The organism is Streptomyces sp. NPDC044063, from assembly GCF_056434285.1.
The window spans coordinates 1-13,136 of sequence record NZ_JBWKFM010000012.1; the positions used below are offsets into that span (position 1 = coordinate 1).

Here is a 13,136-nt window from a genome sequence, read left to right on the forward strand (position 1 = left end):
GGGGAGGTCGAGGAGATGATCCGTGCCCGGCACGAAGAGGCCGTGGGGGGGGTGGGGGGGGGGGCGTTCCCCCCCCCCCCCCCCCCCCCCCCCCCCCCCCCCTCCCCCCCCCCCCCCCCCCCCCCCCCCCTGCCCCCCCCCCCCCCCCCCCCCCCCCCCCCCCCCCCCCCCCCCCCCCCCCCCCCCTTCTCCCCCCCCCCCCCCCCCCCCCCCCCCCCCCCCCCCCCCCCCCCCCCCCCGCGTGGCCAGATGGTGAGCGGGTGACGGGGGGTGTGGGGGGTGTATGAGGCTAGCAGCGCCGACGAAGATCGTGTTGGGGTTCATTCAGGGGGAAAAGGATGCGGTTCCCCAGTTGACCCTGCAGGGGGCTGACTGGAAGCACCAGCGGGGCCAAGAGGTGGCAGAGGTCTCTTCCAGCCCTGCAGACGCAGGGAGCACGATGATGGTGCGGTTCCCCATGGGTCACCCCCGCGGGTGCGAGGACCACCTGACGCGCTCGGCCAGAGCGCCCTTGAAGGCGGGACCATTCCCGCAGGCGCGGGGACCACGGCGTCGACATCGCCCCCCAGCCCAATTACCCGGGACAACCCCCGCAGGCGCGGGGACCACGATGAGCGTGCAGTCGTGGGGATGGGTGCCAAGGACCACCCCCGCAGGCGCGGGGACCACGTGACGACGAGCTGCAGCATCGGGTTGCCGTCGGGACCACCCCCGCAGGCGCGGGGACCACCTCCGCCGTCTCGGCGAGCAGGGTGCGGGCCTGGGACCACCCCCGCAGGCGCGGGGACCACGGCACCGGCTACCACGTCTCGGGCTCGATGTGGGGACCACCCCCGCAGGCGCGGGGACCACATCGGCACCACCGCCGACGCCACCGTGCTCTCGGGACCACCCCCGCAGGCGCGGGGACCACTGACCAGCAGTCTGATTGTCGTCGGTGTTCTCGGGACCACCCCCGCAGGCGCGGGGACCACCGCTCTTCCATCTCAGGTGTCACTCGTCCTCCGGGACCACCCCCGCAGGCGCGGGGACCACCGAGGTCTACCAGGCAACACGTATCGAACTGGGGGACCACCCCCGCAGACGCGGGGACCACCCGGCCAAACGCCTCGGTGATGATCTGGCCCTGGGACCACCCCCGCAGGCGCGGGGACCACGGGCAGTCCCCGGAGTCGCCCGGCACGTTGATGGGACCACCCCCGCAGGCGCGGGGACCACAAGCATCGGGCGAGGCGTCGCCCGAAATCCCCGGGACCACCCCCGCAGGCGCGGGGACCACCAGACCGGCGCCGTCGGAGGCGCCCCGGAGCTGGGACCACCCCCGCAGGCGCGGGGACCACCGGGCCCGATCCTTCTCCCACTGGTGTCTGGTGGGACCACCCCCGCAGGCGCGGAGACCACCGGTGTCCGCCGCAGCGGACAGGAGGTCAAGCGGGACCACCCCCGCAGGCGCGGGGACCACAGCGTCGACCGCCCGCACCGGCAGTACCGGTCGGGACCACCCCCGCAGGCGCGGGGACCACGCGCGGTGGGAGACCCATCCGACCCGCCACATGGGACCACCCCCGCAGGCGCGGGGACCACCTGATGGACGTGCACCACTGGAACGCGGACGCGGGACCACCCCCGCAGGCGCGGGGACCACGACCACCATGACCGGGTCGGCGGCCACGGCCTGGGGACCACCCCCGCAGGCGCGGGGACCACACGGTGACGCCGGTGATGCGTCGGTCGATGCTGGGACCACCCCCGCAGGCGCGGGGACCACCCCCGCAGGCGCGGGGACCACATGGTAGCGCTCCGTAGAACCGTTGGCCAAGGGGGACCACCCCCGCAGGCGCGGGGACCACAGGTCGTGAGCTGGGGATTCATCCGGTCAGGGTGCGGTTTCTTGTGACTTCTGGAGAAACGGACATTTCGCCGGGTGGTGGATCGGTTCTTGGAGAGAGCGCGGGGCACAGCCTGTTCCTGAACAATACTCGTACCCCCCACGTCTCTCGCTTCCTGTCGTTCACCTCGCTTGCCCGCCCGTGCCGAGAGTTGTCTCGTCGAGCGCTGTTACCGTCGCCGGATGGAGAGCTGGGACGCGGAAGGCGTGCATGCGCGCGTGGGAGAGATGGCTGCGGGGGATCCGGGGTGTGAGCGCTTCGGGGCCGACACGCATCGGTACGCGTTGGCGCCTCCGCTGTCCGAGGCCGAGATCCGGGTCTTCGAGGAGACGCATGGCATCCAGTTGCCCGCCGAGTACCGGTCCTTCGTCGCCGAGGTGGGCGATGGGCCCGCCGGTCCCTGCCATGGGCTGATGCCGCTCGTCCACCCCCGTCCGGAGGCCGGCGAGGAGTGGGCCGTGGACGACGAGTGGGAGGAGGACCGGGTGCCGGGCCGGCTCGCCGCGGCCTTCCCGCTCGTCGAGCCCCTTCCCGGCCGGATCGGCGCACAGGCCGACGCACTCTGCCGTGGCACCCTCATGCTCGCCGAACGGGGCTGCGGCATCTTCGTCCGGCTGGTCCTCAACGGTCCGCGCGCCGGTGAGATCTGGCAGTTCGATCCGGACTGGGGAGGATTCACTCCGGTGAGCCCGGGTTTTCGGGCTTGGTACACCGAGTGGCTGGACGGCCCGGGGCCAACCGGGGGATGAGGGCTTCGGCGTTGCCGCGGTCGACAGCGTGGAGTTGCCCGGGTGCCCAGTGGGGGTAGGCGTCCAGGGCCGCGTCGAAGTCCGTGCCCCAGTCCTCGGGGACCATCGGGAAGTCGCTGCCGTAGAGCACGTGTCCGGGTGCCGCGAAGGTGAGGAGCGAGGGCAGTGTGGCCGGGCCGGCGGCGAAGGCGGTGTCGAAGTAGAAACGCCGCAGGTCGGCCAGTACTCCCTCGGGGGTGGTGCCGGGTCGTAGCCGGCCCGCGCACGCGAACCGGTGGGCGGCGTACGGCAGGAAGCCGCCCGCGTGGGGCAGGATCATCCGGACGCGCGGGTACCGGCGCGGTACGCCGTTGAGTACCAGGTGCAGGGCGGTACGGGTCGTGTCGTACGGGAAGTCCACCAGCGGACCGGGCAGGTCCGGGAGCGCGGTGCCCGGTGGCGCGGTGGGGTGGATCAGGACAACCGCGGCACGGGCGTCCAGCTCGGCCCAGAGCGGCTCGAACGCGGGGTCGCCGAGGTAGCGGCCGTGGGCGTTGCTGAGCACCATCACCCCGTCGGCGCCCAGTGCGTCCAGGGCGTACGTGGCCTCGGCGAGCGCGCCGTCCACGTCCGGCAGGGGAAGGACGGCGAAGTGCCCGAACCGGTCGGGCCGCTCCTTCACCACTTCCGCCGTGTACTCGTTGACCCGCCGGGCCGTGGCGCGGGCACCCGCAGGGTCGTCCGCCGGCCCGACGGGAGCGGCGTACGACAGCAGGCCCGTGGCGATCGACCGGCGGTCCATCATCGCGATCGCGCTCCGCTCGTCCCAGACCGGCGCCGGCCACCCGAAGGCCGCGGCACGGCCGGACATGGCTTGGCGCCGCTCCGGCGGGATCAGGTGCTGGTGGACGTCGATGCGCGCGCGATCCGTCATGCCGTCCGAACCTCCTCACATGCTCGTATTCCCAGTCCTGCCCGGACCGCCACGGGAGACCACCCGGGCGGCCGAGCTCCCGCCGGAGCGTTGTCAGTGGGGCGTGCGACGATCCCGGCATGTTCGCCTCGCTCGACGCCCTGTTGCCCACCACCGGCACGCACGTTTCGACCACCTACGCCGACTGGGTCGACGCCCACGACCCGGGTGCGGCCGCCGCCGCGCGTGCCCTGGTCCAGGACATGGGGTCCGAGCTCAACCGGTCCTGGACCAAGCCCGGCCGGTTCGTCGACGCGATGGCGGCACGGGCGCGGCGGCTGCCGCCGGCGCATCTGCCGTGGTTCTGGGACACCGTGGGGCACCGGCTGATCGGTTACGGGAGCCGGCCGGGCGGGCGGGCCTACGCGGCGGCGCGGGCCGCCGAGGCCGAGCACGGGCTGCCGGTGGACGCCGGCTACCGTCGCGCCAACGGGTTGCTGTTCGCCGCGGGCGGGGCCATGCCGGCCAAGGAGTTCGGGGCCCATCAGCGGTTCCTGGCCGAGACGCTGGAGCCGGTCGCGGCGCACGCCGCCCTGGACGCGTTCCTCACCGCGTGGGCGGGCTCGTCGGCGGATCTGCCGGCCGACCTGGTGCGCCGGGTCCGGGCCTCGGCCAAGGCGGCCGGGCACGGTGACGAGGAGGTCGCCCGGCTGGTGGGCGCGATCCTTTCCGTTACCCGGAAGAAGTCGGTGCCCGACGCGCTGCTGACCGCCGCGGCGCCGGTGCTGGCGGCCCATCCGCCGGCGGACACGATCGCGGCCGGGCTGGTGGAGGTGTTCCCGGAAGGGACCACCGACGGCGGGGCGTGGCTGCGGATGCTCGTCGACTGCGGCGCGGCGGAGGCGATGGAGGCCGGGCGGGTGGTGCCGGAGGGCGGGCCGCACCGCTGGGTCGGGCACTTCACGCACCTGTACCAGTACGCGGCACAGTCCGGAGGCGGGGTCGCGCGGCAGCCGCTGCCGGCGGAATTCCTCGACCTGGTGGGCCGGTTGGGGCCGCGGCTGCGGGCGGCCGGCGCCCCGGTGACGCTGCACACCACCCGGCACCACTACCAGGGCCTCGACGCGGACGTGCTGGACGCCTGTCTGGCCGCCGGGGTCGCGGTCGTCGATCCGGGCCCGGAGATTCGGATGCGCTTCTGGGGCGAGCGGTCCCGGCGGGACCTCGCCGCGCTGGCCGCCGACCCGGTGTTCGGCCCCCGGCTGGAGGGGACCGTGCACGCGGACCTGCTGCCGGACTGGCGGGCGCGCGGGCGCCGGTCCGGGTCGGCGGTGACGCTGCTGCCGGGCAACGAGGGCATCGCCCACGAGGTCGCCGCCCGGGTCGGCAAGCTCGTCGACACCGTCGCGGGCGGAGGCATGGCGGGGGCCGAGGAGGCCGTGGCCGAGCTGGAGACCCTGCTGGACCGGCCGACGGTGGCGGCCCTCGGCGGCATCGCCGACGCCCTCGCCGGGGCGGACCCGGCTGGCGCGCTGCGGCGCTCGCTCGCGGCCGGCCTGCCGGAGGAACTCGCCTGGCCGGCCCTGGAATCGGTGTACGCGGAGGTCGCCGCGGACGACGCGACGGGTGGGCCGGCGGTCGGCGGCGCCCTGCCCGGCGTCGTCGGCGTGACCTCCACCTGGCCGGTGCTGACGGTCTTCGGGCGCGACCGGGCCGTCGCCGTCGCCCCCGACGGGGTACGGGCCTCCTGCCGGTTCACGGTGCCGGAGGAGGCGACGATGTTCGCCGTCCACTACGTGGGCGGGTCCTTCCTCGTGAGCTGGACCCTCGCGGCGGACCCCTACCACTGCGACACCGCCGTATGGGCCGACCGCCCCGAGGAGCCGTTCGCGCCCGACGAGGTGGGCGGCCTGGTGCCGTTCGGCGGCAGCCTGGACGGGGCCTACGGCTTCCAGTTCGAGACCGCCGACGGGCAAGGGCGGCACGACGGCCGACGCGTGCTGCGTCCAGGTGGCACCGAGGGCATCGACGGGGACGAGTTGCAGCTCGGCGACGGCTCCCGGATCTGGACCAACGCCGTCTACGGCAGGCGGCCGTGGGAGACCGTGGACCCGGTCACCGGCGAGCGGCGGGGCGCGACGCCGCTGCCGGACTTCCCCGGCCGCGCCGCCGGAACCGCCCCAGCGGCGGGAGAGTCCGAGGCGGGCATGAGCCTGGCCGCCGAGGCCCTGCAACTGGCGCCGCTGCCCGCAGGCCTGTCCGGCTCCCCACTGGGCAGCGAGGACGGGCTGGTCGGGACCCGGGTGCTGTTCCGCACCCGCCACCGCTACCACGCGCCCGACCACTTCCTGGTCGAGAGCGTGGACGGACGCACGGCCCGCTTCGACATCGACCGTCAGGGACAGAAGCCCTGGGGGCTGTGGGCGCCGCCGGAGGGCGCGGTGGAGGACGTGGTCCTCGCCGAGGCGGAGACCCGGACGGGCGTACGCGCGTACACCGCCGACGGCATCCTGCTCTGGGAGCTGGACGGCCACCACTCACCCCGGCACCCGCGGGTGGGGCCCGCCCGGCATGTCACCGTGTCCGGCGGCGTGGCCCTGCCGCCGGCCTTCTGGTACCTGCTGCGCACCCGGGACGCGGCCGGCTCCCGTGCCCTGCGGACCGTGGAGCGGCGGACGGCGGACGTACTGCTGGCGGCCGCCCTCGACGGCACGGAGGCGTTGCGCGCCGCCGTGGCACGGGAGCTGCCGGACGTCACCGCCCCGGTGCTCGTCGAGGCCGTCGTGGCGGTGACCCGGCGGGCCGTCCTGGTGGAGGAGCGGCGGCGCGCCCTGCACCGGCGCGTCACCCTGCTCGCCGAGGCGCCGGCCCCGCCGCGCCGGTCCGCGCCGGACACCGAGCTGATGCCCGCGCTGCGCGGGCTGGTCACGGACGGGGCGAGCGATGCGTGGCGGCGGACCCCGGACGCGGCCCTGCCGGCCACGCTGGGCGCGCTGGCCGCCGACGGCGCCTGCCTGGCCGGGACGATCACGGAGGAGGTGCGCCGGCTCTCGCCGTCCGCGCCGCCGCACGACTGGTCGCAACTCCTGGGCACGATCGACGCCGTGGCGTGGCGGGCGGCGGTGGCACCGACCCCGGACGCGGACCGGGCCGCCCTGCTGGCGCTCCTGGACACCTGGGCCGACCAGCCGTTCGCCCGGGCGGGCAGCCGGTGGTGGGTGGGCGGCGCGTCCGGCGGCTCCGAGGCCCTGGACGGCCTGCGCGCCGGCGGCACCGCCGTCGTGTCCGCGGCGGTACGCGACGGAGGGCAGCGGTGCTGGTTCGTGGCGCCGGCCGCCGAGAGCCCGGACGGCGACCCGGTACCGGCAGCGGTGGCCGAACACCCGCGGCTCGTCCAGGTGGAGCGTGACGACGCCGCACGGCTCCGCGCCCTCGTATCGGCGGTCGACACCCACGGACCGGTCCCCGTACCGGAGTCGGCGGCCGCGCGCTTCGCCGAACTGACCGGCGTACGGCGGTCCGTGGCCCGCCTGGTGGTGGCCGGCCTGGTCGGCCGGCCCGACCGGGACGAGGATCGCGCCCTGATCCGTAAGGCCCCCTATAAGGCGACCCCGCTGACGGCCGAGTCGTACGACGCGCTGCGCGCGCGGCTCGGGGCCGCCGGGCAGCGGGCCGTCCTGGCCGCCGCCCTGCCCGAGGACCCGGCCGAGCTGTGGCGGCCGGGAGGGGTCGAGGCGGCCGTGGAGCGGATGGCCGGGGTGTGGCGCGAGCTGGTCGGGACGCTGCCCGCCGTGCACGACGAGGCGGCCGACGCGCTGGAGGCCGACCTGGGGCTCTCCGAGGTGTGGGCGCGGCGGTTGGCCGGCGGCTACGAGGCCGCCGACGACGCGACGGTGCCGGCGGCCGGCTGGGAGCTGGAGATCCGGTACGGGACCGCGGTGGAGGTCAGGGCCGTGCCACCGGCCGGGCCCGAGCTGCCCTACGGCACCCCTGTGGGCCTCGCGCTCGAGCGGATGGCGAGCGCGCTGGTCTGGGCGTGGACGCACCGGCCCGTCGGCGACCCCGCCGTGGCCGGCGCGATGGCCCTCCACGAGCGGCTGCGCGCCGAACTGGAGCGCCCCGACCTGCTGCTGGAACTGACCGGCGGGTGGGTGAAGGACACCTCGGCCCGCATAGCCGAGCGGTTCGGCCCCGGCCGCCTGCCGATCGCGACGGACCGCCGAAGGGACGAGAGCGGGGCTTCGGTGACCGCGTACGACTCCGGACCGCTGGTAGTGTGCGCGCCCGGTGGCGCCGCCTTCCTGCGGCCCGCTGCGGTCGCCGACGCCGAGGAGTGGCGGCGGGTCCGCGAGGGCGCCGACGAAATCGCCGAGGAACTGGACCGGGTGGCGCCGCTGCTCGCCGGCGGCGGGCTGGAACGGATGATGCGCCGGGCCGCCTCGGGAGCGGTGCCGGTCGGCGCGTACGAGGCGGATCCGCGGCAGTCCTGCCCGGAGCTGGTCGCACGGGTGGCACAGGAGCTCGGCGCGGGTACGGACGCGGCGGCGCTCTACCTCCAGGTGGCGACGCTGGCCGCGCCCACCGACCGCAACGTGCGGCGGTGGAACGGATGGTCCACCAAGCGGCACGCGGAGGTCCGCGCTGAACTCCTCGCCACCGGCGCGGTGGTGGAGGCCAAGCGGGCCCGGGCCGGCCGGACCGTGTTCCTGCCGGGGGAGTGGACCGAGCTGAAGGCCCCTCACCTGCCGCTGGAGACCGTGAAGCTGGCGAGCCACCTGGTCCGCCCGCTGTGGCGCAACGAGATCCACTCCCCGTTCGGCCGGGTCCTGCCGACGGCACCCCTGCACGAGATGTTCGCGGAGACCTGGGAGCGGACGGCCGGCGAGCGCTAGCCGGGCCGGCGGAGCTCTGGAGGGGGTCGACGGGGTGGGCCTACTGTGCTGCTAGTGACAAGGGACGTATGACGGGGAGGCCGGGGTGCTCTCGGAAGCGTTGATCGTGCCGACGGGACAACAGGACGAACAGGACCAACAGGATCACCGCCTCGGTCCGCGCCTATGACCAACCGGGAGTCGACTTCGACTGCGGGGGAAGAGGGCTCGGACAGAACGAGGTTCCAGGGCCCGACCGGGTTCCAGGACGGCAACCAGAACGTCCAGCACAACCACTTCTACGCCGCGGCACGCCGTCTGGGCCTGGAAAAGCTGCCGTGGCGGGCCATCGCCTCCAAGGCGGCGGACGTGTTCAAGGTCGTCGCCGTTCTGGCCGTGCTGGCAGGGGGAGGGGGGTGGTGGTTCCACCACCATCAACAGGCCGAGGCCGAGCGCCGGCAGGAGGAGGCCAAGTACGCGGTGTGCCGGCAGGCGAACGACGTGAAGCCATGGATTCTGACCGTCGACCTCTTCATGCGTGAGCCGTCCATAGGCGGCTACAAGGCTTTCGCCCGCGTGCTCGGCCAGGCCGCCTCGACGGTCGACGACGCGAAGTTCGCCAAGGACCTCCAGGCGCTGTCGGCCGATTCCTCCGCCTGGGCGGATGCCGTGGAACGACGGGACAGGAGGACGGCGGACATCCTTCGGGAGAAGGTGGTGGTCGACAGCAGGGTCCTGCGCGGCGACTGCTACGACGGGAAGGGCCGCTACCTTTTCTCCTCGTGACGGAGTGCCGTCCGAATTTTTGTTATCCGCTCCCGGCTCCCGGGTCTCCTGAGTGTTGGACGCAGTACTCAGCAGACCCGAACCGGAAGTGATCCGCGTGAACCGTGAGAGCAGCACCACCCCGTTCGACCCGACCACCGACGGCCCCCGCCGCTCCCGCCGGCGCTCCGGCGGCCGGCCCCGCCGGGCCGCCGTGGTGACCGGAGCGGTCGCCCTGGTGGCCGTCGTGGGCGGCGGCTACGGCGTGGCCACGACGCTGGGCGGCGACGGCGGCGGCAAGGGTACGGACTCCGAGGCGACGTCCGTACGGGCCGCCGCCGGCGGGTCGTCCGGCGAGCTCGTGCCGTCCGCCGCCTACTCCTCCGCGGCACCTTCCGCCGCACCCTCCGCGACGCCGAGCACCACTCCGCACGGTGCGTCGCCGAGTGCCGGCAAGACCACGGACACGTCCGGCAAGGGTGGTGGGAGCGGCAAGGACACCAAGGGATCCGACACGGCCGGCGACCGGTCCGCGAAGGCTGTCGCGGGATCGGGGAAGTCCGCCGGCGACGATACCGGGACCACCACCTCCGAGGCCGGCTCCACGTCCGGCTCCGACGCCGGTTCCCGGGCGGCCGCGGTCGCCGGCAAGCCCGGCCGTAAGACGCCCACCGGCAAGAACGGCTCCCACGTCCAGCAGATCCTCGACATGGTCAACGCCGAGCGTGCGCGGAACGGCTGCTCGCCCGTCAAGATCAATGCCAAGCTGCAGGCCGCGGCCCAGGGCCACTCCGACGACATGGCCGCCCGGGACTACTACTCCCACACCTCGCCCGAGGGCCGCGGGCCCGGTGACCGGATAACCGCCGCCGGATACCGCTGGAGCACGTACGGCGAGAACATCTTCAAGAGCCCCAAGGACGCCCGTACGGCGATGGACGGCTGGATGAAGAGCCCGGGGCACCGCGCCAACATCCTGAACTGCTCCTTCAAGGAGATGGGCGTGGGCATCAACTTCAGCTCCAACGGCCCCTGGTGGACGCAGAACTTCGCCGCCACCTTCTGATCCACCCGCGGCACCGTCCTCGGCACCGGAGAAGCCCTAGTTCCGTAGGAAACGCAACGTCGCCTCGGTGAAGGCCTCCGGTGCCGCGGCGTGGATCAGGTGCCCCACCGGAATCGTCTCGAACCTCCCCCCAGGAATACGCCGGGCCAGTTCGGCCACGTTCTCCTGGGGGACGTGGCTGAGCGGACCGCCGCCCAGGACGAGGGTCCTGGCCGTGATCCCGGCCAGGTCCGCCAGCCACGCCGGTTCCGGACGGTCGATCTGCCCCCTGATGGCCGCCACCGCGTCCCAGTCGAATCCGAGGTCGCCCTCCGGCCGGGCGCGGGGCGTGGGCTCGCGGGGCACGGGCGCCGGAGCGTCCTCGACCACGAGCCGGCCCACCCGGCGCGGCTGTGCCGCGGCCAGCAGATAGGCGACGATCCCGCCCATCGAGTGCCCGATCACGTCCACGCGCCGGAGGCCGAAGGCGTCGAGGAGCCCGAGGACGTCGTCGCGCATGAGCTCGAACGAGTACGTCCCGGGCCAGTCGCTCAGCCCGTGACCGCGCAGGTCGAGCGCGTACACCCGCCGGTGCCGCACGAAGGCCGGTGCCACGCCGTCCCAGTCGGCCGCGCCCTCGCCCAGCCCGTGCAGCAGCAGGAGCGCCGGGGCCGTCTCCGGCCCCGAGACCCGGCAGACGAGCCGGACGCCGCCGACCTCGACCTCGACCTCGACGGTGCGGTGATCAGTCATGCGCCGACGCTAGCGGCAGTACTCCGCTTCGAGTACCTCGACCGCTTCGACGTGCGCCCAGTCGCCGTTGGCATTGAACACCATGGTGTGGCGGCCGTCGGGGGACGAGGTGGCCTCCGAGGTGGAGCCGTGGACGCCGCCGCCGTGCGTCCAGACGTATCCGCCGCAGGGCAGGTCGTACTTGTAGAGGCCCAGCCCGTAGGCGAGGCCGGCGTCGCCCGTCGGCACGGTGGTCAGCAGTTCCCGCTGCTGTCGCGCGGGCAGCAGCGTTCCGCCCAGCAGGGCGCCGAGGAAGCGGTTGACGTCGCCAGTGGTGGAGATGATCTCGCCGGCCGCCCAGACCCAGGTGTTGGTGATCTCGGTGGTGTCCCAGATCCTGGCGTCCGGGTCCTCGGAGAGGAGCTTGCTGTACGCCCGGCCGTGCGGCTCCGGCATCTTCGTGGAGGTGCCCGGGAGGGAGGTGGCGCGCAGGCCGAGGGGCTTGATGACGCGCCGTTCGACCTCGCTCGCGTAGGTCCGGCCGGTCACCTTCTCGATGATCAGGCCGGCGAGCACGTAGTTGGTGTTGGAGTAGTGCCAGCCCGTGCCGGGTGCGAAGTACGGCTTGTTGGACAGGCCCATGGCCACGAGCTCGGCGGGCGTCCTGGCGTCGTCGCGGTGCTCGGGCCAGCCCTCCCTGGCCATGTGCGCGAAGTTCCGGTCGTCGCTGTAGTCGAAGATGCCGCTGGTGTGGTTGAGCAGCTGGCGGAGGGTCACCTCGCGGCCGTCGTAGCCGTTGCCGCGCACGACGCCGGGCAGCAGGTGCTCGACCGTGTCGTCGATGTCGAGCCTGCCCTCGCTCTCCAGTTGGAGGGCGACCGCGGACGTGAACGCCTTGGTGATACTGCCGATATGGAAGTGGTCCTCGGGGAGCCGCTTGCGACCGGTCGCGGTGTCCGCCACGCCGGCGGAACCGTTCCAGACGTCGTTCCCGTCCCGTACCTGCGCCAGGACGCCGGGATGTCCGGCCCTGACCTGGCTCTCCAGCGCCGCCTGGGTGGCAGGGTGTCCGGGCCTGGGCGCGGCGGAGGCCGCGGGGGTGAGGGTGCCGGTGAGGGCGGTGGCGGCCACCGTCATGGCGATCAGGGCGCGGCCTAACGTTCTCGGCGTCATGTGTCGCCTCTTTCTTTCGTGATGAACGTGAACGAAGTGAAAGTTAGGCAAGGCTAGCCTAATCATCGCCGGGCGCGGATGCGTGGTGCGGCGGACGCCACCTACCGCCTCTACGTACCGCAGGCGATCCTCAGGATCACGTTCCTGGCCGGCGGCGTGTTCGCGTACGAGCTCGAGGACGGTGTGGTCCACCAGGGGACGTACACCGCCACGCCGGAGGTGCTGACGCTCGTGTCCGAGAGTGCGGACCGCAGTGTCTTCCGGGGTTGCGACGGGGCCTCGGCCACTCCCGGTGTCATCGCCTTCCCGGGCGCCATCATGGTCCGGGGCACCTGACGCGTCGCCTACCACTCTCACCGACGCCCCGTGTGTATAAAACCAGCCTCACTATGGCCTGATTTCGGCCACTTCTGATCAGGACTTGGGCTCGCTTAGGTCGCGACTGCATCACGATGCCCAGGCCGGCATGGATATCCACCGGGTTGCTGCCTAGCGTGACGCGGACTTGATGACGGCGCCGCGACCGGGCTGCCGTCGGCCCTGTCCTTCGCCAGAGAGAAGACACAGTGAAGCTCCGCAAGATCCGTAACACCGCCATGTCCGGGCTCGCCGTCACCGTCCTGGCAGCGACAGGTGCCGGCTGCAGCAGCGGCTCGGACGAGCAGGGCTCCGGTTCCGGATCGAAGCCGGCGGCCGCCATCGACGACAGCGGTGCCGCCGCGAAGGACGTCCAGATCGCCAGCTGCGCCTACGCCGACAAGCAGGGCGTGACCGCCAAGGTGAAGGCCACCAACGGCAACTCGAACGCCTACAGCTACGAGGTCACCGTGAAGTTCACGGCCCCCGACGGCACCGCCCTCGACGAGCAGACCGCCAGACTCCTCCTGGTCCGCCCGGGCCAGGAGGACACCCACGACGTCTCCACCCCCTACACCCCCAAGCCGGGCGCGGCCACCACCGGCGCCAAGTGCGAGGTCGAGAAGGTCGTCCGCACCGCCGGCTGACCGGTAGTACCGGAGC

9 protein-coding genes are annotated in these 13,136 nt (G+C 73.7%); 6 read left to right on the top strand and 3 right to left on the bottom strand.

Going from position 1 to position 13,136, the window contains the following annotated elements:
* The first annotated feature begins 2,071 nt into the window (after positions 1–2,071).
* Positions 2,072–2,638, top strand: coding sequence for an SMI1/KNR4 family protein (locus AC07BS_RS16560; RefSeq protein ID WP_478932759.1), 567 nt, complete (start codon positions 2,072–2,074; stop codon positions 2,636–2,638).
* On the opposite strand, the gene AC07BS_RS16565 is transcribed toward AC07BS_RS16560, so the two are convergent.
* Positions 2,565–3,551, bottom strand: coding sequence for an amidohydrolase family protein (locus tag AC07BS_RS16565; RefSeq protein ID WP_478932761.1), 987 nt, complete (start codon positions 3,549–3,551; stop codon positions 2,565–2,567). The genes AC07BS_RS16560 and AC07BS_RS16565 overlap by 74 nt on opposite strands.
* Before the next feature lie 119 nt (positions 3,552–3,670).
* Between AC07BS_RS16565 and AC07BS_RS16570 the strand changes: the two genes are divergently transcribed.
* The 3 genes from AC07BS_RS16570 to AC07BS_RS16580 all read left to right on the top strand — a co-directional run bounded on the left by AC07BS_RS16570 (position 3,671) and on the right by AC07BS_RS16580 (position 10,232).
* Entirely contained in the window at positions 3,671–8,422 is a 4,752-nt protein-coding gene (locus AC07BS_RS16570) for a hypothetical protein (RefSeq protein WP_478932763.1), read from the top strand.
* 165 nt (positions 8,423–8,587) lie between these two features.
* Positions 8,588–9,187 (top strand): hypothetical protein, encoded by a 600-nt coding sequence (locus tag AC07BS_RS16575; RefSeq protein ID WP_478643556.1) that lies wholly within the window; start codon positions 8,588–8,590, stop codon positions 9,185–9,187.
* Positions 9,188–9,284: 97 nt separating this feature from the next.
* Positions 9,285–10,232: a CAP domain-containing protein gene (locus AC07BS_RS16580; protein WP_478643553.1), complete on the top strand. Its 948-nt coding sequence runs from the start codon at positions 9,285–9,287 to the stop codon at positions 10,230–10,232.
* A 36-nt stretch (positions 10,233–10,268) separates the two neighbouring features.
* On the opposite strand, the gene AC07BS_RS16585 is transcribed toward AC07BS_RS16580, so the two are convergent.
* Together AC07BS_RS16585 and AC07BS_RS16590 are read right to left on the bottom strand one after the other, a co-directional pair.
* Entirely contained in the window at positions 10,269–10,964 is a 696-nt protein-coding gene (locus AC07BS_RS16585) for an alpha/beta fold hydrolase (protein ID WP_478932766.1), read from the bottom strand.
* Positions 10,965–10,973: 9 nt separating this feature from the next.
* The gene (locus AC07BS_RS16590) at positions 10,974–12,116 is read right to left on the bottom strand and encodes a serine hydrolase domain-containing protein (protein WP_478932767.1); all 1,143 of its coding nucleotides are present in this window, start codon (positions 12,114–12,116) and stop codon (positions 10,974–10,976) included.
* Between the two features lie 78 nt (positions 12,117–12,194).
* On the opposite strand from AC07BS_RS16590, the gene AC07BS_RS16595 reads away from it, so the two are divergent.
* Both AC07BS_RS16595 and AC07BS_RS16600 read left to right on the top strand, forming a co-directional pair.
* Positions 12,195–12,452 carry a hypothetical protein gene (locus AC07BS_RS16595; protein WP_478932769.1) on the top strand — a complete coding sequence of 86 codons (258 nt, stop codon included), beginning with the start codon at positions 12,195–12,197 and terminating at the stop codon, positions 12,450–12,452.
* A 230-nt stretch (positions 12,453–12,682) separates the two neighbouring features.
* The gene (locus AC07BS_RS16600) at positions 12,683–13,120 is read left to right on the top strand and encodes a hypothetical protein (RefSeq protein ID WP_478932771.1); all 438 of its coding nucleotides are present in this window, start codon (positions 12,683–12,685) and stop codon (positions 13,118–13,120) included.
* Positions 13,121–13,136: the final 16 nt, after the last annotated feature.

Bases quoted from the DNA above. Each gene is read 5' to 3' on its own strand.
- AC07BS_RS16575 (WP_478643556.1), top strand. From the start codon at position 8,588: ATGACCAACCGGGAGTCGACTTCGACTGCGGGGGAAGAGGGCTCGGAC.
- AC07BS_RS16590 (WP_478932767.1), bottom strand. From the start codon at position 12,116: ATGACGCCGAGAACGTTAGGCCGCGCCCTGATCGCCATGACGGTGGCC.
- AC07BS_RS16565 (WP_478932761.1), bottom strand. From the start codon at position 3,551: ATGACGGATCGCGCGCGCATCGACGTCCACCAGCACCTGATCCCGCCG.
- AC07BS_RS16570 (WP_478932763.1), top strand. From the start codon at position 3,671: ATGTTCGCCTCGCTCGACGCCCTGTTGCCCACCACCGGCACGCACGTT.
- AC07BS_RS16585 (WP_478932766.1), bottom strand. From the start codon at position 10,964: ATGACTGATCACCGCACCGTCGAGGTCGAGGTCGAGGTCGGCGGCGTC.
- AC07BS_RS16560 (WP_478932759.1), top strand. From the start codon at position 2,072: ATGGAGAGCTGGGACGCGGAAGGCGTGCATGCGCGCGTGGGAGAGATG.
- AC07BS_RS16595 (WP_478932769.1), top strand. From the start codon at position 12,195: ATGCGTGGTGCGGCGGACGCCACCTACCGCCTCTACGTACCGCAGGCG.